This window comes from Acinetobacter sp. 243_ASPC (assembly GCF_001054715.1).
GTDB lineage: Bacteria > Pseudomonadota > Gammaproteobacteria > Pseudomonadales > Moraxellaceae > Acinetobacter > Acinetobacter soli.
In genome coordinates this window covers 1-19991 of sequence record NZ_JVOR01000091.1, presented here as the reverse complement: position 1 = coordinate 19991, position 19991 = coordinate 1, and the positions used below count along the sequence as shown (strand labels likewise).

The following is a 19991-nucleotide window of genomic DNA, read 5'->3' as shown; positions in this document are numbered from 1 at the left end:
CACCTTTTTTGCTTAATACACGGTAAAAAATGCATTTTTTTTCATGTAACGACTTGGAATGTTTGCTAATCGGCGTATATTCAGGTGGTTGAAAGTGAATATAGTAGAAGAACAGGAGAACTAGAATGATTCAACAAATTGATGCTCCACTGCGTGAGGATGTACGCTTACTGGGAAATTTACTGGGCGAAACACTCAAACAACACGCAGGACAAGATTTGTTTAATCAGATTGAACAAATTCGTGCACTCGCCAAAGGTGCACGTGACGGTCAAGCGAAAGTTGAAAAGCAATTAGAAAAGTTATTTTTAAATTTAAAGGACGAGGAAATCTTACCGCTGACCCGCGCGTTTTCCTATTTTTTGAATTTTGCCAATATTGCAGAACAATACCATGTGGTTCGTAGCCGTCGTCAAAGCGAGTTTGATGCACATGCCCCTTCACCGAATCCGCTGATTCGCCTGTTTGAAAAATTTCAGCACAACCACATCACCCCGCAACAACTGTTTGATCAGGTATGTGAGCTGAATATTGAACTGGTACTGACTGCGCATCCGACCGAAGTCAGCCGACGCACCCTGATTCAAAAATATGACGATATCAATGATGCCCTGTCAAAACTCGATCAGCAAAAGCTGACCCCGCAAGAGCGTGAGCAAGTGCTCACCAACCTGAAGCATTTGATCTGTTCGGCATGGCAGACCGATGAAATTCGTCAAAACAAGCCAACGCCGCTCGATGAAGCCAAATGGGGTTTTACCACCATTGAACAAACCTTGTGGAACGCAGTACCTAAATTTGTTCGAGAACTAAATACACTGGTGCATCAGCACTGCAACGCGACCTTACCACTTGATATTTCTCCAATTCGTTTTGCCTCATGGATGGGCGGCGACCGTGACGGCAATCCGAATGTCACACACACGGTCACGCAAGAAGTGTTGTGGCTGTCCCGTTGGCAGGCGGCCGATCTGTATCTGCGTGATATCGAAAGTTTACGCTGGGAACTCTCGATTCAGGCCTGTTCTGAAGAATTAAGCCTTGCGCTGGGTCGTAGTCATCCCGAGCCATACCGTGAATACTTACGTACCACGCGTGAACGCCTGAAAGCTACACGTCACTGGTTGTCGCTACGCTTGCAAGGTCTAGATGGCGATGACAGTCAGATTATCCGCCACAAACAGGAATTACTTGAACCGTTGCTGTTGTGTCATCGTTCACTGATCGCCTGTAACTTACCGGAACTGGCCAATGGCAAGCTGCTCGATTTTATTTACCGCGTAAACTGCTTTGGTATCGAACTACTTAAACTGGATATTCGTCAGGAATCGGGGCGTCATCGTCAGGCGATTTCCGCCATTACCGAATATTTAGGCTTGGGTAATTTCGAATCCTGGACTGAGCAAGCCCGTCAAAACTTTCTGATTCAGGAATTGCAAAGCAAACGCCCGCTTCTGCCTAAATATCTTAAAGAACCAGAAGGCAGCCTGATTGAACATCCAGATGTCAAAGAAGTGTTTGCCACCATGCGTACACTGGCTGAGCAGCCGCCAGAAAGTTTGGGTGCATATATTATTTCCATGGCCGAATATCCAAGCGATGTCCTAGCCGTTTTGCTTCTGCAAAAAGAAGCCGGTATTTTGAATCCGCTTCGTGTGGTACCACTGTTTGAAACCTTAAAAGATCTAGACGGCGCAGCCAAGACCATGGAAACGCTGTTTAATATGGACTGGTACAAGCAGCACATTCAGGGCAAACATGAAGTCATGATCGGTTACTCCGACTCTGCCAAGGACGCAGGCTTTATGTCGGCCAACTGGGCACAGTATCGTGCGCAGGAAGAGCTGACGGCGGTGGCCAAGGCGCACAATGTACAGCTCACCTTATTTCATGGTCGTGGCGGCTCGATTAGCCGTGGCGGGGCGCCAACACAGCAGGCCCTGTTTTCACAACCACCTGGCTCTATTTCTGGAGCCATTCGTGTGACTGAACAGGGTGAGATGATCCGCTTTAAATTTGGTTTAGAAGGCGTTGCGTTACAAAACCTTGAAGTGTATACCGCAGCAACCCTTGAAGCGACCTTACTGCCACCACCCGTACCGAAGGCAGAGTGGCGTGAGCTGATGCATCAGATGACGGACATTTCAGTTCGCGTATATCGCGAGACCGTGCGTGAAAATCCTCATTTTGTACAGTACCTGAGAACCGTGACGCCTGAGCTTGAACTGCAAATGTTGCCACTGGGTTCACGACCGGCCAAACGTAAAGTAAGCGGCGGAATCGAATCGTTACGTGCCATTCCTTGGGTATTTGCATGGACGCAAATTCGACTCATGTTGCCAGCTTGGCTCGGCACCGGTGCAGCCATTAATCAAGTGATCGATGAAAACAAAAAGCCGCTGCTCGACGAAATGCTGGCAGAATGGCCGTACTTCCAAACCCTGATCGATATGCTGGAGATGGTTCTCTCCAAAGCCGATGCCAATGTCGCGTTGTATTACGAATCGCATCTTACTCATGATGATGAGCTTAAGGTACTGGGCGAAATGCTACGCGCACGTTTGAACGATGCCGTTCAGACCTTATTGACCATGAAAGGTGAATCGAAGCTGCTCAGTAAAAATGATGTACTGGATCAAGCTATGCAGGTACGTAAACCCTACCTGTTGCCATTGCATTTACTTCAGGCAGAACTGATGAAACGGCGTCGTGAATATACGGCAAAAACCAACGCCGATCATACACCTGTCGATCACGCACTGATGGTGAGTATCGCCGGAATTGCAGCGGGTCTGCGTAATACGGGCTAATCGCTGAAATCTATTCATTATCGGCGGTGAGCACAGGCTCGCCGCCGATTCATTCATGTGAAAAAAAACGTTTTTTTAACAATGGTTCAATTTTTTGTAATGTATAGTTTAAGTAAATCAATACCTTGATTTCATACCGAATTATCTTTACCGTTTGGTAAATAATAAAAATAAATCTATGATTTTGAACACATAAGGTCATCAACGAGTAATTATAACTCATCGCCAGACAGGGTATGATGTGCTCCAATTGGATTATTTGAGCCTATTTTATGTCCAGCTGGTTTCCAAAATGGAAGGCGTACAGCGGTCAGATCGATCATCGACCAGTCGCAACCAACGAATATCTCCCTCCTGTTCAAAGCGCGGTACTGGGCATCCAGCATGCATTCGCCATGTTTGGTGCGACGGTGCTAGCTCCCCTTTTGATGGGATTCGATCCAAATCTGGCCATTTTAATGTCTGGTATTTGTACCATTTTATTTTTTCTGATGACCGGCGGCCGGGTGCCGAGCTATCTCGGTTCAAGCTTTGCCTTTATTGGAGTCGTGGCGGCGGCTACGGGTCATGTGACAGGTTCGGGTGCCAATGCCAATTTATCGGTTGCACTGGGTGGTATTGTCGCCTGTGGTGTGGTCTATGCTGCAATTGGCTTTTTGGTCATGCTGACTGGTACCCGCTGGATTGAAAAACTCATGCCACCTGTGGTGACTGGTGCCGTGGTGATGATTATCGGCCTGAATTTAGCACCCGTTACTGTCAAAGCAGTTGCCGGGCATCCCTTTGATATGTGGATGGCACTGATTACCGTACTGTGTATGGGAACCATTGCTGTGTTTACTCGGGGGCTATTACAGCGTTTACTGCTCTTGATTGGACTACTGATGTCTTATCTGATCTATGCCATCGTGACCAACGGACTGGGCTTGGGTAAGGCCATTGATTTTGGTCAAATCGCTACGGCGGCATGGTTTGGTCTACCGAGTTTTAGTGCTCCCACCTTTCAAACCAATGCCATGCTGATTATTGCGCCAGTGGCACTGATTTTGGTGGCCGAAAATCTGGGACATATTAAAGCTGTCGGTGCCATGACGGGTGAAAACCTGACGCCACATTTAGGCAAGGCTTTTGTGGCAGACGGAATTGCGACCAGTCTTTCTGGCAGTGTGGGCGCACCCGGCATGACCACCTATGGCGAAAATATCGGTGTCATGGCGGTTACACGCGTGTACTCGACCATCGTCTTTGTGATTGCGGGTGTATTTGCCATGTTTTTAGGGCTGTCACCCAAATTTGGTGCCGTGATCAGTACAATTCCGACCGCCGTTCTGACCGGTGCATCGATTGTGGTATTTGGCTTAATTACCATTGCCGGTGCCAAAATCTGGATTGAAAACAAGGTCAATTTTGGCAACAACAAAAATTTGATTGTGGCCGCGGTGACCATTATTTTAGGTGCCGGTAATTTTGAGCTCACCTTTGGCAGTTTTAATCTGGGCGGTATTGGTACGGCGACATTTGCCGCCATCTTGCTGAATTTATTTTTTAGTCTGAAAGACAAAAGTTAAAGCATCTAGATACGATCAGCAGCCTTAGGGCTGCTTTTTTTATGTCTTTACGCTGCGAGCATGCATCATTTTCAGTATGATAAGCTGGCTCACTCAAGGATTGAACGTTGCCATGCGCTACGATTTTGTTGACCTTCGCTTGTTTTTACATGTCGTCGATACAGGCAGCCTGACTCACGGTGCTGAGCGGGCCGCGCTTTCCTTGCAAGCTGCCAGCGAACGTATTCGTAAATTAGAACACTATTTCGGTAGTGCCCTGTTTACGCGGCATCGAACTGGTGTCGAACTGACTCCTGCGGGGCAACGCGTTTTAGATCATGCCCGTGTGCTGTTGCAGCAAGCTCAATTGTTAGAACAAGACATGAACCGCTTTCGCGCTGAACCCCAGCAGCGACTCCACTTATGGTGTAACTCATCGGCACAAAGTGAATATCTGCCGACATTACTGCCAATGTTTTTGCTCAAGCACCCTACGATCAGTATTGAATTGCATGAGGCAGAAAGCTCTGAGATTATTCAGGCACTCGAACAGGGACGCGCACAATTGGGGCTGGTTTCAAGCTTCTCCCAGACTGAATATTTACAAACTCAAGATTTTGTCCATGATCCTTTGGTGTTGATATGCCCAGCTACGCATCAGTTTACTCGCCAGCATCCGCTCAATTTACCGGCGGTGTTTAGCGAGAGTATGATCGGATTAAGTACGCATCACTCCTTACAGCGCTCAATCGATATTCAGGCACGTGTGCTCGGTATTCACATCGATTACCGTTTACGCCTACCAAATTTTACTGCCATTGCCGAAGTGGTGGCCGCAGGTGCGGGTGTGGCGATTATGCCAGCGCGTGCAGCAAGCCGTTTAAAAGAGAGCCACGCCTTGGCCCTGTTGCCACTGAGCGGTGCATGGGCCAATCGGAAATTACTCATTGTGGCACGCGACTTTAGCCAGCTCTCGACGATGTATCGTGACTTTACCGATTTTTTATTGACGCATCGGCCCGCAGCTCCCAAGCTGCAATTATGTTAAAGGCGAACCCAGCATATACAGCCCCAGCAGCATCAGCCCCACAAAAAACAGTCGACGGAATTTTTCTTCGGCAATTTTGTAGCGGATTTTTTGTCCCCACCACATACCCAGCAATGCAGGCAATACCGCAAGCCATGCCAGTCGATAATCCACGACACTGGAGGCACCTGTGTAAAGGTATAAATAAATCGCCAGACAAATAGTAGAAAAGGTAAATACCAATCCAAGCGACTGCACCAGTTCATCACGCTTTAACCGAAGCGATTGCAAGTATGGTACAGCCGGAATAATAATCACCCCGGTAGAGACAATCAGCGCACCGCCGATATATCCCACAATCGGTGACAGCCAACCCGCATGGCGCGAAAGATCGGGAAGTTGTTTGACAAAGAGTCCAAATCCACCATAGGCAATTAACATACCGCCCAACAGCATTTCACTGGTTTTTCCAGAAGATGCACTTAAAGTAGGTAAAAAGCTCCAGCACGTCCCGAGTACAATACCCAACAATAACGACCAAAAACGCTGAATCAGTGCCCAGACTTTACCTTCGGCAAAGAGTTGCCATATGTTGGTGATCATGGAGGGAACGATTAAGAGTGCCGCGGCCTGAAACGGCGAAATCGCCATGCTCATTAGGCCCATGGCGACAGTCGGTAAGCCAAGCCCCAACGTGCCCTTGACCAGCCCCGCAAAGATAAAAACCGCAATCACCAGTAACAGCATGTCCACCGTTTCATTTCCTCCCTAATATATGAATCATGCTAATTCAATACGGGTGGCATCACGATGCTTGATTTTGGAAGTGAGCCTCAAGCAAAGATTGAGGCTCTAAAACAGAGGTGAGCAGCAGATGGAGTTAGTGCAATTTAAGCTGTGGTGAAGAACCTTTTGAGAGCAAGTCTTTGATGATCATTAAGCTGGTCTTGAATACCCCATGCAAAGCCACCTGATGAAAGCGGTACAACGAGATGTACATCATGCGGGCAAACAGACCATCAACATTAATATTACCCAAGATATTGCCCACGGTACTCTGATCGCTCAACGACACCAAGGAGCCTTTGTCTTTAAACTCAAAGCTACCCAGTGGTTTACCTTCTAAACGCAGCGCCATGGCTTTGGCTAAAAAGATGGCTTGCTGATTGGCCACCTGTGCACGCGGCGGAACTGGGCGCTCTGCACCTGCGGGAATGTAACAGGCACAATCTCCCATGGCAAAAATGTCTTCATCGAGTGAGCTTTGCAAGCTGGCATTGACCACCAGTTGATTAATTCGGTTGGTTTCCAGACCACCAATTCCTTGCAGAAAGTCGGGCGCTTTGATGCCGGCAGACCAGACTTTTAAGGTGGCAGGAATCTCGATTTCATCTTCGCAGTAGACCGTATGTGCATCAATCTCGACCACTCGACAATTTTTGATCACCTGCACACCAATCTCACGCAGTGTGGCTTCGGCGTCGTGTGATACCCGTTTGGGTAAGGCAGGCAAAACGCGAGGTGCCGCTTCGATTAGGCTGATTTTGACATCTTTAGGGTCGATACTGTTTAGGCCATATTTGGAAAATTGATTGGCTGCATGGTGTAATTCTGCTGCCAGTTCTACGCCAGTTGCGCCCGCTCCAATAATTGCAATATTGAGCTGCTTGTGATGATGTTGTACCAGATTTTTAGCCTGCGCCTCCAAATATAAACTTAAAAATTCGCGCTGAAAACGATCGGCTTGAGGTCGGGAATCGAGAAAAATACAGTGCTCTTTGGCACCCACAGTGCCAAAATCATTGGAAGTCGAACCAATGGCAACCACAAGGGTGTCGTAGGCAATACTGCGTTCTGGCGCAACTTCTTTACCGTCTTCATCTTGAAGCGCTGCCAATAAAATCGTTTTGTCTTTACGGTCAATATCAATCATGCGCCCCAGAAAAAACTCAAAGTGATGCTGGCTGGCATGGGCAAAGTAATTTAACTCGTCTTCGTAAGAATTGAGTGTGCCGGCCGCAACTTCATGCAGCAAGGGTTTCCAGATATGCGTGAGGGCAGCATCAACCAAAATAATCTCGGCTTTATTCCTTTTTCCCAGCTGGTTACCCAAACGCGTGGCCAGCTCCAATCCTCCTGCACCGCCGCCAACAATGACGATTCGATGTTGTTTTTCGGCATACTTGTTTTGAGTCGACATAACGTCCTCCAATTTTCTTATGCATGACGACCCATCAGCAGCCATGCATAAGAAAATTGCAAGCTATTATAAACATGAATAATTTGAATAAAAAATAAACTTTTACAGCGGCTGTGTAGTTTTAGGTAATCAATCTGTTTGTGCTGGTCTCATTCAATGCGACATGCTTAAAAAGCGCATCACGATTCATTTTTTTGATGCGCCAGATGATTGGGCGAATGATACAACCGCGTCGTGTTTGTACTGCTGCTCCAGTACATGACTAAAGATACTTTCAATCAGCCAGACACGATACAAGCTGTTAAACACATATTGCTGTCCATCAATTCGTAAGGCCAGCACCGGAAAATCGGGTTGATGGTGTGCAATACAGGCCTGATCATTGTGGTTTAAGCGCTGCAATACTTCATCTTCTGGCAATAAGCTGTCAATACGCAACTGCTGGCGCAAGGCTTCAAAGTGTGCCTTAAAAGACAGGTCGCGTCCTTTGGTCCAGACTGCTTCTAAAATACAATGAATGGTCTCGATCTGCTGCTCTTCGGGCACACTATAATACAGCTGGGCCATATTGTGCGTTGCAGCCTCTGTCGGACGGCAAAACGGCGTGAATGCCACTTCAGTCCGTTTAGATAAACGAGTGGCCAGACTCCAGTCAAACCAGTCACGCCCCTGATACGGCAGTGGATACACATTGAGCTTGATGTCGTAGTAATTGGCCAATTCTTCACGAATATAAGCCAGTAATAACCAACTGATCGGATCTTCAAGCGCAATAAACAGATCTAGCTCGGGTTTGAGTGCCTGAATCTGAGCCAATTCTTCAGCATCATTGATCAGATGCTCACGCCATTCAATGTGATTGATCAGAAAAAGCGGTGCACCGGTCAAAAGTTTTTGCTGACGCAAACGACGGGCCAGTCGGAGTAAATCATCTACTGCGTGGTAGTTACGGCCACCAAATTCAAAGAAACTTGCTGCCACTGGTACATCTTTAAAAATTCGTTCTGGAAAGTTTTGCGGGCTATGCTGCTGACTGGCCATGGTATATAAGGTTCGTAGCTTGCCATATTGCTGCTGCCACAGCATATGAAATACATCTTCAAGCAAGTACAAAAAATCTTTACCAGTCAGCGGGGTATTGCGCAAAATTACTTCGGCTTGTTGCAAAGATTCAGGTGTAGGAAGTTCTGGTGTTTCATCAAAGCTAAAACGATGCTGCCGAGCCAAAATTTTGGCGTCGTTCAAACAATAATTTTGCCAGTCGGCATGCGACATACTATTTGGCGGCGCGGCGGCTTCGCGCGAAATAATGACTTTGAGCGGCTTAAGTTCGTCGCTTAAAATATCATCAAGATGATTCAGCTGTTGTACGGCAAGATAACTGTAGACATCGTCTAGACGCAGATAAATCTGCAATCCTTGATCGGTTGGTAAAACCGCCTGACGCGAAGGTTTTTGATAAAACCAACTCGACCGAATCGGATCAAACCAACGTCTTAACAGTGACATGTATAGCGCCTCGAACAATAAACCCCTGTAATCATACAAGGGTTTATAACAATTTAGGGACAATATGATCAATTATAGATCAAGATTTAGATCGGTAACTGCGCCTTTGTCCGCACCCACTGCAAGTTTTGCAAATTTCGCCAAAGCCCCGCTGGTATATTTCGGTCTTGGCTTTTTCCATTGTGCACGACGTGAGTCCATCTCATCGTTAGAGATATGTAAGGTGATCTCACGTGTTTCTGCATTGATCGAAATTTTATCACCATTTTTAACCAAACCAATAGGCCCGCCGTCATAGGCTTCAGGCGTGACATGGCCAATGACAAAGCCATGACTTCCACCAGAAAAACGACCATCGGTTAACAGTGCCACCGACTGCCCTAGGCCTTTGCCAATGATGGCAGAGGTGGGTTTGAGCATTTCGCGCATGCCTGGGCCGCCTTTAGGGCCTTCGCCACGAATTACCACCACTTCGCCTTCTTGAACCTCGCCTTCTAAAATACCACGCATCGCGCCTTCTTCACCCTCAAACACGCGGGCCGGGCCTTCAAAATACAACCCTTCTTTACCAGTAATTTTGGCGACAGCACCGGTTGGTGACAAGTTACCTTTGAGCACCACCAAGTGTGAATCTTTTTTGATAGGCTGATCAAAAGGCAAAATAATGTCCTGACCCGCTGGATAATCTTCTACTTCGGCCAAGTTTTCGGCCAGTGTTTTACCCGTTACGGTTAGGCAGCTGCCATCTAACATACCCTGTTGTAGCATGCGTTTCATCAACGGCTGGATGCCACCAATTTTGATCAGCTCAGACATCAGGTATTTGCCTGACGGACGTAAATCGGCCACCACCGGCGTTTCTTTGCCAATACGAACAAAATCGTCTAAATCTAAATGCACACCTGCGCTATGTGCCATCGCAATCAAATGCAATACTGCGTTGGTCGATCCGCCCAGTGCAATCACCACCTTAATCGAGTTTTCAAAGGCAGCTTTGGTCATGATGTCGCGCGGACGAATATTGAGGCGTAGCAGATTCATCACCGCCTCGCCAGCACGATGACAGTCCTGACGTTTATCTTCTGAAATGGCATCTTGTGCTGAAGAACCCGGTAAACTCATACCCAAAGCTTCAATGGCAGAGGCCATCGTGTTGGCAGTGTACATACCGCCACACGAGCCAGGACCAGGCAGCGCCACTTCTTCGATGTGCTTGACCTGAATGGCATTGATTTCGCCTTTGGCGTACTGTCCCACCGCTTCAAACACCGAAATCATGTCGGTATGCCCCTGACCCGGTTGAATGGTGCCACCATAAATAAACAGGCCAGGACGGTTTAAGCGCGCCAGTCCCATAATACAGCCCGGCATGTTTTTGTCGCAGCCACCAATGGCAATCACCCCGTCATAGCCCTGACAGCCAATCACAGCCTCAATCGAGTCGGCAATGATCTCACGCGATACTAAGGAATACTTCATGCCTTCGGTACCGTTTGAAATACCGTCGGAAATGGTAATGGTATTAAAAATAATACCTTTGCCGTTGGCTTGGTTTACCCCTTGCTCAACTTCACGTGCCAAGCCATCGATATGCATGTTGCACGGCGTGACATTGGCCCAAGTCGATGCGATGCCAATAAAGGGACGGGTAAAGTCGTCATCCTTAAATCCGACTGCACGCATCATCGAGCGTGCAGGTGCATTTTCGATCCCGTCATAAACCGGTGCCGAATGCTGGCGTATTTTGTCATTACTCATGCGTTTTTCTCCGTGGCTGAGGCAAGGTCCTGTCGCTACGCGGGTATCACCTCATTGGTGTTATGCTGTTTTTTTCGCCCGTCACTGAATACAATAACGAAAAAACGCTATTAAATCTTGTTACACACGGCAAAGTGAAATGAATAATTTTTTGGTAATTCATAATCTATTTTTATGACTTTGATTTTATTTTATAAATTTTTGTATGGCTGATAGGTTTTGAGTGCGGATCGTATCGAGAATAATGCGCTTTTTCGCGCTTAGCGGGGTTTTGGCTTATACTGGTACACATGTTTATTTTGGAATGTCTGTGTGAAGATTATTTTTGCTGGCACCCCTGACTTTGCTGCATCTGCATTAGACGCTTTGCTGCAAACATCGCACGAAATTGTTGCTGTCTATACCCAGCCTGACCGTAAAGCAGGTCGCGGGCAAAAATTAACGCCCTCACCAGTCAAACAACTGGCCTTAACGCATCATTTGCCGGTGTATCAGCCCTTGCATTTCAAGTCTTCGACTGACGAGGGCAAAAGCGCCCAAGCCGAACTGGCCGCTTTAAATGCCGATGTGATGGTGGTTGCTGCCTATGGTTTGATTTTACCCCAAGTGGTGTTAGATACGCCAAAATACGGTTGTCTCAATATTCACGGCTCATTGTTGCCACGCTGGCGTGGAGCAGCTCCGATTCAGCGTGCGATTGCCGCAGGTGACCCTGAGACAGGCGTGACCATCATGAAAATGGCGGCAGGACTAGATACTGGCGATATGTTGCTAAAAACACACTGCCCTATTCTAGACACCGACACCTCTGCCCACTTATATGAAAAGCTGGCCGAACAAGGCGCAGAGGCCATTTGCACGGTGCTTGAATCTGAGCAGCAATTACAAAAACTACTGGCCGAGCGCGAAGTACAAAACGAAGAGCAGACCGTTTATGCCCACAAGCTGACCAAAACCGAAGCTCGAATTGACTGGACACAAGATGCCATTCAGATCGATCGAAATATCAGGGCATTTAACCCATGGCCTGTCGCGTTTATTCCACTCGATGATCAAAATAATCTTCGGGTGTGGGAATCGGCTGTTTCAACCCTGAGTGCAGCAGATACCCAAGCGGGGCAGATTATTGCCATCGATAAACAGGGCGTGCATGTGAGCTGTGGTGCAGGCGTGGTTTGTCTTAAAGCATTACAATGGCCAGGGGGCAAAGCATTAAATCCTGTACAGATTGCACAGACACAAAAACTTAATGTTGGGCAGGTACTTGCATGAAACAGTTTCCGCGTCCAAGTACAGACCTCAATTTACGTGCCCAAGTGGTCAGCACCCTACTCAAAGTGCAGCAAGGTCAGTCACTCTCGGGGATTTTGCATCAGCAGCTCAATGACATTCCGGATCGTGATCGCGCCTTGTTTCACGAACTGGTCTTGGGTACGTTGCGTCAGTGGTTTGCCTTAAAAGCCATTACCCTGCCCCTATTGACCAAACCCCTTAATAACGAAACGGTCGAAAGCTGTTTGTATCTGGGGCTATACCAAGTGCTGTGTACCCGTATTCCGGCACATGCTGCTATTTCTGAAACCGTCACAGCCACCAAGCAACTGGGCTTTCATGCCTTAAGCGGGATTGTGAATGCCATCTTACGACGTGCTACTCGTGAAACAGATACATTTCAAAGCCAGCTACAACAGGCACATGGCCTACCAAGCTGGTTGTACAAACGATTAAAAAGAGACTGGCCAGCACAACTCGATGATCTCTGCCAACAGCTTAAACACACCGCACCGCTGACCTTACGCATTAACCAGCGCCAGATCGGACGCCATGCTTATCTGCTCAAACTGCAAGCACAGTCGATACAAGCCAGAGCCTGTGCATGGTCGGATGTAGGTATTGTGATCGAGCAGTCAGTTCAAATCACCGAGCTGCCGGGCTATCAACAAGGTTGGTTTTCGGTACAAGATGAACATGCACAGCTATGCGCCAGTTTGTTGCACGATCTAGACCAGAAAATCGTGCTGGATGCTTGCGCGGCACCGGGCGGTAAAACGGCGCATCTGCTTGAGGCATTTAAACCTGAGCAGCTGATTGCGCTGGATCACGATGCCAAACGTTTACTGCGTGTCAGTGAAAATATTTCGCGCTTACAGTTAGATGCCTCAAGACTTGAGATTCTTGCCGCAGATGCCACCACATGGCAGGCGCCCGACGTATTAGATTGTATTGTACTGGACGCTCCTTGTTCGGCGATTGGTGTATTACGTCGCCATCCCGACATTCGCTTACTCAGACAATCGACCGATATTGCACAAACCGTGGCGTTGCAGCAGCAGATTTTGAAAAATCTATGGCCTCAACTGAAGGTCGGCGGAACGTTACTCTATATCACCTGCTCCATCCTCAAACCTGAAAATGAGCAACAAATGCAGGCCTTCTTTGCAGAACATGCCAACGCATCGGAGCTTAAAATCGAGGCCGACTGGGGGATTGAGCAAGCTTACGGACGCCAACTGCTACCGACCTTTGGACAAGGTGACGGATTTTATTACTGCCGCATCAAAAAAATCGCATAACGCGATTTTTTAGCTGGCGGTGTGATGTGTCTCAGATCCATTTAAACAACACCAGACTCACTGCCAGCACCGCCATGCCTGTAACCAGTCCATATACTGTTTCGTGACCTCGACCATAGCGCTGGGCAGTGGGTAAAAGCTCATCCAGTGCAAGATACACCATCACGCCTGCAATCAGTCCAAAAACGATACCAAACACCAGATCACCCATGTAGGGCACTAACAGGAAATAGCCGAGTGCGGCACCAACTGGCTCGGCAAGACCAGAGAGTAGACTGGCCAAGATCGCATAGGACTTTTTGTTGGTGGCCATGTATACCGGTACGGCAATCGCAATCCCTTCAGGAATATTATGAATTGCGATGGCGACTGCCAAAGGTGCACCAAGCATTGGACTGTCTAAGGTTGCAAAAAAAGTGGCCAGCCCCTCTGGAAAATTATGTGCCGTGATGGCCAGCATGGTCAATAATCCGGTCCGCTGCAATTGACGCCGATCAAGCTGCTGTGCTGTATTTTTTTCGACCAAATCATGTGGGTTAGGAACCCATCGATCCAGTAGCAATACCCCAACCACACCCGCCAAAAATGCAGCCGTTCCCCAAGCAAAGCCGATCTTGTCATCAAAGACTTGGCTAAACGCATGGATTGATTTATTCAGGATTTCTGTGAGTGAGATATAAATCATCGCACCAGCAGAAAAGGCCAGACCAAAAGAAAGCAGACGAAAGCTGGGCTGCTTGAAGAACAGCACAATTGCTCCCCCTATGAGGGTGGCGAGCCCTGCAAGTAAGGTCACACTAAATGCAATCAAAACCTCGGAGCTCAATAGTGCCGTCATATGCTATTGATCCTAAAACAAGAAAGCCATCATCTTAATTGATAATGACTTTCATTTACAATTTGTTTTATGGCGCTTTTATTTAGAGTGTGTGCTGATCTTTGACATCCTCAAGCACATCATCGAGCTCTTCTGGATGCTTCATCAAATGAAGAATCGACAAAATCAGCCCGCCCCAAACAAAGACCATGGAGATAATCATCATAATGATTGCAAACTTATTCATACTGGTTCTCTCCTAGCGATCTTTCATTTTACTAAGTACCACAGCAATCACAGCACAGAACAACACACTGCCCCAACCAAAGATGCCCAGCAAACTTGCGCTATAAGTATCATAGCCATTTTTGATTAAATTATATACGGTCATGCTGAGCGTGGTTAACAAAATCAGCGACGTAATTACAGTTAAGGTGAAATCCCACCCTTTACCTAATTGAATGGTCGAGATGCGATTAACGTGATCACGAAGCGCTTTGAGAGCAGTACGCTTAAACCATGCAACACTAATAATCGACAATAATGCACCGCCGATAATGCCAATATTGTTAATGAAATGATCGATAATATCGACCAGCTTGATGGCATTAACGCTTGAAAATAGAAAGATCGACACGACCGCACTGCCACCACCAATAATGGTCACGGCTTTTTTACGTCCCCACTTTAGCTTGTCTTGCATTGCTGCAATGGGAACTTCCAAAATACTGACCATCGAGGAAATACCGGCGACAAACAAAGACGAGAAGAACAGTAAACCAAAAAGATCGGCGCCAGCACCCAAGCTCGAAATAATTTTAGGAAACGCAATAAAGGCTAGTCCAATACCGCCACTGACCACCTCTTTGACTTCACTGCCTGCCGCATGCGCCATAAAGCCCAATGCCGCAAAAATCCCAATCCCTGCCAAAATTTCAGTCGATGCATTGGCAAAACCTACAATCAGGCCCGATCCAGTGAGGTTGGTTTTGGGTTTTAAATACGATGCATACGTCACCATAATACCAAAGCCCACCGAAAGTGAGAAAAAGGTATGACCATAAGCTGCAAGCCAGACCTTATAGTCCATCATGGCAGCCCAGTTCGGGGTAAAAAATGCATTCAAGCCTTCGACAGCACCTGGCAATCGTAAGGACTGAATCACCAAAATGGTAAACAAAACAAAGAGCAATGGCATAAAGATCTTATTGGAGAGTTCTACGCCCTTTTTCACGCCACCATACAAAATAATCAAGGTCAGTGCCCAGATACCCAGAATTGGCCAGAACAAATGACTTACAAAAGTCAGATCAAGCCCCGATGCTTTGCTGGTTTGCAAATAAGTATTGAAGAAAAAATCTTCTGGATTACTGCCCCACATTTGACCGACGGAGAAGTAAATATAACTACCGGCCCACGTGAGTACACTGGCGTAGTACAGCCCAATCACGATACAGACACAGACCTGCCACCATCCCAGCGTTTCGCCGCCTTTAAATAATTTACGATAAGCTTTGGGTGGTGAACTGTTACTGCGATGCCCCACCGCATAATCGAGAAATAACAGCGGTAAACCTGCGGTAATCAGTGCCAGTAAATATGGAATTAAAAATGCACCACCGCCATTTTCGTAAGCCACATAAGGAAAACGCCAGATATTGCCCAAGCCCACGGCAGACCCCACCGCAGCAATAATAAAACCTGATCGCGAGGACCAGTTTTCACGAGTATCAGTCATAATATAAATTCCCTGGTTTTTCTTGCTTAAATTTTTATTGATTACTGCAAGAAAAATACCACCTGTAAAATCTTGAACGTATTGATGGCAGCCTCGCTGGGTAAGCGTCACGACATGCCCCAAACAGACAAAAAACTGTTCCTTCTTCCTTAAAGATGGTTCATGTGGTTTTTGTCTTTCTTATGCTTGAACAATACCTGTTTTTATCAAGATTTTCTCTTTTTTGATGCATTGATTCATGAACTGGATAATCATTTCAATCAGATTTGCCGATTTTTAATGCAAAAATATGTTTTTAGTCGATCTGTTGATCAGGCTGGCTTAACAGATATTAGCATTTCAAAGAAAAAACTGTTCCACGTGGAACAGTTTTTGTACAGCGTTGGACACTCAAGCTTAGCCGTTTTTGATGACTAATAGGCGCTCTTCTTGCATATCCCGAACAGCGGAATGAATTCCTTCACGCCCTAAACCAGAATCTTTGACGCCTCCATAAGGCATGTTATCTACCCTGAAAGTGGGAATATCATTAATGATCACCCCACCCACCTGTAAATGCTCCCATGCATACAGCATTTTGTTTAGATTTTGAGTGTATACACCTGCTTGTAAGCCAAAACGACTGCGATTTATTTTGGCAATTCCCTGCTCAAAATTTTTGTATTTTTCTAAAATGGCAACAGGCCCGAAGGCTTCATCTTTATAAATCTCGAGGTTTTCATCCACCTGTTCTAACAACGTCGCCTCAAATAAAACACCATTAAGTTCGCCACCTGCCAAAATTTTGGCGCCTTTTTTCTCTGCTTTGTCTATCCATTTTTTTAAGCGAACCGCTTCTTTTTCCTTGATCATTGGCCCAACTACTGTCGACTCCTGTGCCGGATCACCCGCTTTGAGTTTTTTCACTTTGGCCAGCAGTTTCTTTTTCAGCTCGGCATAAAGATCACTGTGAACCAAAATACGCTGTACGCTAATACACACCTGCCCTGACTGACCGTATGCTCCCGCAATTAAACGATCAATCAAAGCGTCTGTTAGCGCTGTATCAGGCTCAATCATGACCGCAGCATTGCCACCAAGCTCAAGCGTAACCTTTTTACGGCCAGCTCGGGCTTTCATATCCCATCCCACCTGATCTGAACCAGTAAAACTTAGCATTTTAAAACGGTCATCAGTTACCAAAATATCTGCCGCACTGCGCTCACAAGGCAGTATCGACCACGCTCCTTGTGGCAGATCAGTTTCAGCCAAGATTTCAGCAATTTTGAGGGCACTAATAGGCGTCAAACTGGCTGGTTTGAGTACAAAAGGACAACCTGCCACAATGGCGGGTGCAATCTTGTGTGCGGTCAGGTTCAGTGGAAAGTTAAACGGACTAATCAGCGACAAGGCCCCAATAGGAACATGCTTCACCATGCCTTCATAAGCTGCCGCAACAGGCGTCACAGCCAGTGGCATCACCCGGCCAGCATCCATTTGCGTGGTCGCATCGGCCGCCAGTTGAAAGGTATTGATCAACCGCTCAACCTCGGCAGCGGCTGCAGCGCGTGGTTTACCTCCCTCTGCTATTAAAATATCAGTCAGCAGCGCTTTTTCTTGCGTAAAACGTCGCACACAATGCAGTAAAATCTGCTGCTTTTGATACGGCTTAAGCGCTGCCATATCAGCTTCGGCTTGTACCGCTGCAACAGTCGCTTTTTCTAGAGTCTTGGCATCAGCGACTGCAACACGCGCATATACCTCACCGGTATATTTATGATGAACATCCAGCCATTGCCCAGTTTTACTGGCTTTTCCAGCCACATAAAGTGGATATTCGATTGGTTTTTTGGAGCTTGTTGTCATTCTGGTTCCTTATTGTCATCTATCGAATTTATAGATTCTTTCTGACTTATGTGCTTATCATTATCGTTTTGAGTATGGAAATACACTGTGTTTCGGTAACAAAAAAAGACCTTCGGCAAAGCCACTCGTCTGGCTTTTACGATCATTATGTTATTCAATCGAGTATTAAATGGCCCAGCATATTCTTTGCTCAGATGATTTCATCGGCAACAATTTCACGTATAATTGAAACTGTAATGTGCATTGGTTGATCAGCTTGATCAAGTCTTCTACTGTTGTCTTTATCAGGCCCAGCAGCTCTCTACCGTCATAAAAGATCATTCCTATGAAAGTTTTCTACTGTCACAATTGCCATCATCAGGTATTTTTTAACAATACCTTTTGTCAAAACTGCAATGCGTTGCTGGGCTATCAAGTGAATCGCAAGACGATTGGAACTTTTGATCGAATTGAAGAACTAAAGTGGAAAAGCCTGAATCCAGACGATGCAGGAGAGTTATATAAACCCTGCTACAACTACCATCATCATCATGCCTGTAACTGGATGGTTTCAGCAGATGACCCGAATATTTACTGTGAATCGTGTCGGCTTACGCATACGATTCCGGACTTATCCATTAACAACAGCACGATGTATTGGCATCGACTTGAACAAGCCAAACGCCGTTTTTTATATCTGACTCAACAACTCAATATCTTTCCACGTCCCAAAAAAAACGATCAGGACCGTTATGGTCTAAGATTTAATTTTTTAGTACCTTTGCCAAACCAACCCGTGATGACTGGTCATCATATGGGCACCATCACCCTCAATGCCAGTGAGGCCGATGTGGTTCATCGTGAAAAAACTCGACTCGATATGGGCGAAAACTATCGAACCGTTTTGGGACATTTCCGTCATGAAAGTGGGCATTATTACTTTGATGTCATGACCTATTTATATCCAGATTGGCTTGAAGAGTTTCGCTATTTCTTTGGCGATGAACGACTAGACTATGGTCGGGCGCTACAAGAATATTATGAAAATGGGCCAATCATGAACTGGCAAGAGTTTTATATCAGTCGCTATGCCTGTGCACATCCATGGGAAGACTGGGCTGAAACATGGGCGCATTATTTACATATGATGGATACCCTAGACACGGCTTATCATTCAGGTCTGTGTATCGAAGCCAATCGTAAAAACGATCCGGATATGCACTTCAAAGAATCACCGATTGGATCTGTCGACTTTGAGCATACCATTAACAACTGGTTTGCTTTAAGTTACTCACTCAATGCACTAAATCGAAGTATGGGATTGGGCGATGCTTATCCGTTTACTCTATCTAACGGGGTACTCGATAAGTTACGATTTATTCATCGAACGCTGATGAAAGTTGCGCTCAAACCCGAAACTCGTAATCCTTCAGAGTTAATATAAAGATAAACATCATCCTCCATGACTGCGATTCAATCGAAAAGGTATTGAATCCTTACAAATTTGATCTAACGACACAGTTCACGTATAAAACTGCAACACGGTTGGGTAAAGGTATTGGTTAGTCTTGAAGCACTCATGACAACAACGAGACCAACAATGACCAAACACGTGCTTTTTATTACCTCAAATGCAGGTATCGAACATGATGAGCTGATCAAACCACTCGAATTTTTAAAATCAAAAGGTTTTGCTACACAGCATGCTGCTGAGCATCACAAAGCGGTTCAAACTGTTGTTGGAGATCAAGAATTAGGTGAAAAATATTCGCCAGATTTGGCTTTAGTTGATGTTGATCCCTCAGCCTACGACTTACTCGTCATTGCAGGTGGTACCGTCAATGCCGATTTATTGCGTTTAAATTCAGACGCGCTCAATATTATTCAACACTTTACCGACCAAGGAAAGCCCATCGCCGCGATTTGCCATGCGCCGTGGATATTTATCAATGCAGAACGCATTAAAGATAAAAACCTGACGTCGTATAAAAGTATCCGACTAGATCTTGAAAATGCAGGAGCAAACTGGGTAGATGAAGCCGTTCATCGCTGCAATACAGGCGGATGGGTACTGATTACATCACGTAATCCAGATGATATTCCTGAATTTAACGCGGCAATTTTAAAAGAATTAAGTTAAGTGGTTTTCCACTTATTTTAGGCATAAAAAAGCCCCCTTAACGTATGT

Annotated in this window: 15 protein-coding genes; 7 read left to right on the top strand and 8 right to left on the bottom strand. The window is 46.3% G+C overall.

The genetic code is table 11. The annotated features are described in order from the left end of the window. Positions 1-125 precede the first annotated feature (125 nt). The 3 genes from ppc to ADA42_RS10825 all read left to right on the top strand — a co-directional run bounded on the left by ppc (position 126) and on the right by ADA42_RS10825 (position 5405). Positions 126-2810, top strand: coding sequence for a phosphoenolpyruvate carboxylase (gene ppc, locus ADA42_RS10835; protein ID WP_048765181.1), 2685 nt, complete (start codon positions 126-128; stop codon positions 2808-2810). Positions 2811-3082: 272 nt separating this feature from the next. Then, positions 3083-4378, top strand: a complete 1296-nt coding sequence (locus ADA42_RS10830; protein WP_004933573.1) for a solute carrier family 23 protein — start codon at positions 3083-3085, stop codon at positions 4376-4378. Between the two features lie 112 nt (positions 4379-4490). Then, positions 4491-5405 (top strand): LysR family transcriptional regulator, encoded by a 915-nt coding sequence (locus ADA42_RS10825; RefSeq protein ID WP_048765180.1) that lies wholly within the window; start codon positions 4491-4493, stop codon positions 5403-5405. Here ADA42_RS10825 and ADA42_RS10820 read toward each other — a convergent pair. The 4 genes from ADA42_RS10820 to ilvD form a co-directional block, all read right to left on the bottom strand. After that, positions 5397-6131, bottom strand: a complete 735-nt coding sequence (locus tag ADA42_RS10820) for a sulfite exporter TauE/SafE family protein (protein WP_414629815.1) — start codon at positions 6129-6131, stop codon at positions 5397-5399. The two genes, ADA42_RS10825 and ADA42_RS10820, sit on opposite strands and share 9 nt — an antisense overlap. A gap of 133 nt (positions 6132-6264) precedes the next feature. Beyond that, a complete protein-coding gene (locus tag ADA42_RS10815) occupies positions 6265-7584 on the bottom strand; it encodes an NAD(P)/FAD-dependent oxidoreductase (RefSeq protein WP_004933566.1) in 1320 nt (439 codons plus the stop codon). A 186-nt stretch (positions 7585-7770) separates the two neighbouring features. Further along, positions 7771-9093, bottom strand: a complete 1323-nt coding sequence (locus tag ADA42_RS10810; RefSeq protein WP_048765178.1) for a hypothetical protein — start codon at positions 9091-9093, stop codon at positions 7771-7773. 72 nt (positions 9094-9165) lie between these two features. Then, complete coding sequence (ilvD, locus tag ADA42_RS10805; RefSeq protein ID WP_004944583.1) at positions 9166-10851, bottom strand: dihydroxy-acid dehydratase; 1686 nt, start codon at positions 10849-10851, stop codon at positions 9166-9168. 312 nt (positions 10852-11163) lie between these two features. On the opposite strand from ilvD, the gene fmt reads away from it, so the two are divergent. Continuing rightward, the gene (gene fmt / locus ADA42_RS10800; protein ID WP_048765176.1) at positions 11164-12123 is read left to right on the top strand and encodes a methionyl-tRNA formyltransferase; all 960 of its coding nucleotides are present in this window, start codon (positions 11164-11166) and stop codon (positions 12121-12123) included. Beyond that, positions 12120-13424 carry a 16S rRNA (cytosine(967)-C(5))-methyltransferase RsmB gene (gene rsmB / locus ADA42_RS10795; RefSeq protein WP_048765174.1) on the top strand — a complete coding sequence of 435 codons (1305 nt, stop codon included), beginning with the start codon at positions 12120-12122 and terminating at the stop codon, positions 13422-13424. The genes fmt and rsmB overlap by 4 nt, the downstream gene beginning before the upstream one ends. A 31-nt stretch (positions 13425-13455) precedes the next feature. Here the strand turns inward: rsmB and zupT are convergent, their stop codons facing one another. The 4 genes from zupT to ADA42_RS10775 form a co-directional block, all read right to left on the bottom strand. After that, on the bottom strand, positions 13456-14262 hold the full coding sequence (zupT, locus tag ADA42_RS10790) for a zinc transporter ZupT (RefSeq protein WP_048765172.1): 807 nt from the start codon (positions 14260-14262) through the stop codon (positions 13456-13458). A gap of 82 nt (positions 14263-14344) precedes the next feature. After that, complete coding sequence (locus ADA42_RS17880) at positions 14345-14488, bottom strand: methionine/alanine import family NSS transporter small subunit (protein ID WP_004933550.1); 144 nt, start codon at positions 14486-14488, stop codon at positions 14345-14347. A gap of 12 nt (positions 14489-14500) precedes the next feature. Beyond that, positions 14501-15979 carry a sodium-dependent transporter gene (locus ADA42_RS10785; RefSeq protein ID WP_004944572.1) on the bottom strand — a complete coding sequence of 493 codons (1479 nt, stop codon included), beginning with the start codon at positions 15977-15979 and terminating at the stop codon, positions 14501-14503. Positions 15980-16375: 396 nt separating this feature from the next. Beyond that, on the bottom strand, positions 16376-17824 hold the full coding sequence (locus ADA42_RS10775; RefSeq protein ID WP_004944566.1) for an aldehyde dehydrogenase family protein: 1449 nt from the start codon (positions 17822-17824) through the stop codon (positions 16376-16378). A 325-nt stretch (positions 17825-18149) separates the two neighbouring features. Here ADA42_RS10775 and ADA42_RS10770 point away from each other — a divergent pair, with 325 nt between their 5' ends. After that, entirely contained in the window at positions 18150-19247 is a 1098-nt protein-coding gene (locus tag ADA42_RS10770) for a zinc-binding metallopeptidase family protein (protein WP_048765170.1), read from the top strand. A 156-nt stretch (positions 19248-19403) separates the two neighbouring features. After that, positions 19404-19943: a type 1 glutamine amidotransferase domain-containing protein gene (locus ADA42_RS10765; protein WP_048765168.1), complete on the top strand. Its 540-nt coding sequence runs from the start codon at positions 19404-19406 to the stop codon at positions 19941-19943. Positions 19944-19991 lie beyond the last annotated feature (48 nt).

What these genes read in the sequence shown, in the direction of transcription:
- ppc (WP_048765181.1), top strand. Translation starts at nt 126, where the DNA reads ATGATTCAACAAATTGATGCTCCACTGCGTGAGGATGTACGCTTACTG.
- ADA42_RS10830 (WP_004933573.1), top strand. Translation starts at nt 3,083, where the DNA reads ATGTCCAGCTGGTTTCCAAAATGGAAGGCGTACAGCGGTCAGATCGAT.
- ADA42_RS10825 (WP_048765180.1), top strand. Translation starts at nt 4,491, where the DNA reads ATGCGCTACGATTTTGTTGACCTTCGCTTGTTTTTACATGTCGTCGAT.
- ADA42_RS10820 (WP_414629815.1), bottom strand. Translation starts at nt 6,131, where the DNA reads ATGCTGTTACTGGTGATTGCGGTTTTTATCTTTGCGGGGCTGGTCAAG.
- ADA42_RS10815 (WP_004933566.1), bottom strand. Translation starts at nt 7,584, where the DNA reads ATGTCGACTCAAAACAAGTATGCCGAAAAACAACATCGAATCGTCATT.
- ADA42_RS10810 (WP_048765178.1), bottom strand. Translation starts at nt 9,093, where the DNA reads ATGTCACTGTTAAGACGTTGGTTTGATCCGATTCGGTCGAGTTGGTTT.
- ilvD (WP_004944583.1), bottom strand. Translation starts at nt 10,851, where the DNA reads ATGAGTAATGACAAAATACGCCAGCATTCGGCACCGGTTTATGACGGG.
- rsmB (WP_048765174.1), top strand. Translation starts at nt 12,120, where the DNA reads ATGAAACAGTTTCCGCGTCCAAGTACAGACCTCAATTTACGTGCCCAA.
- zupT (WP_048765172.1), bottom strand. Translation starts at nt 14,262, where the DNA reads ATGACGGCACTATTGAGCTCCGAGGTTTTGATTGCATTTAGTGTGACC.
- ADA42_RS17880 (WP_004933550.1), bottom strand. Translation starts at nt 14,488, where the DNA reads ATGAATAAGTTTGCAATCATTATGATGATTATCTCCATGGTCTTTGTT.
- ADA42_RS10785 (WP_004944572.1), bottom strand. Translation starts at nt 15,979, where the DNA reads ATGACTGATACTCGTGAAAACTGGTCCTCGCGATCAGGTTTTATTATT.
- ADA42_RS10775 (WP_004944566.1), bottom strand. Translation starts at nt 17,824, where the DNA reads ATGACAACAAGCTCCAAAAAACCAATCGAATATCCACTTTATGTGGCT.
- ADA42_RS10770 (WP_048765170.1), top strand. Translation starts at nt 18,150, where the DNA reads ATGAAAGTTTTCTACTGTCACAATTGCCATCATCAGGTATTTTTTAAC.
- ADA42_RS10765 (WP_048765168.1), top strand. Translation starts at nt 19,404, where the DNA reads ATGACCAAACACGTGCTTTTTATTACCTCAAATGCAGGTATCGAACAT.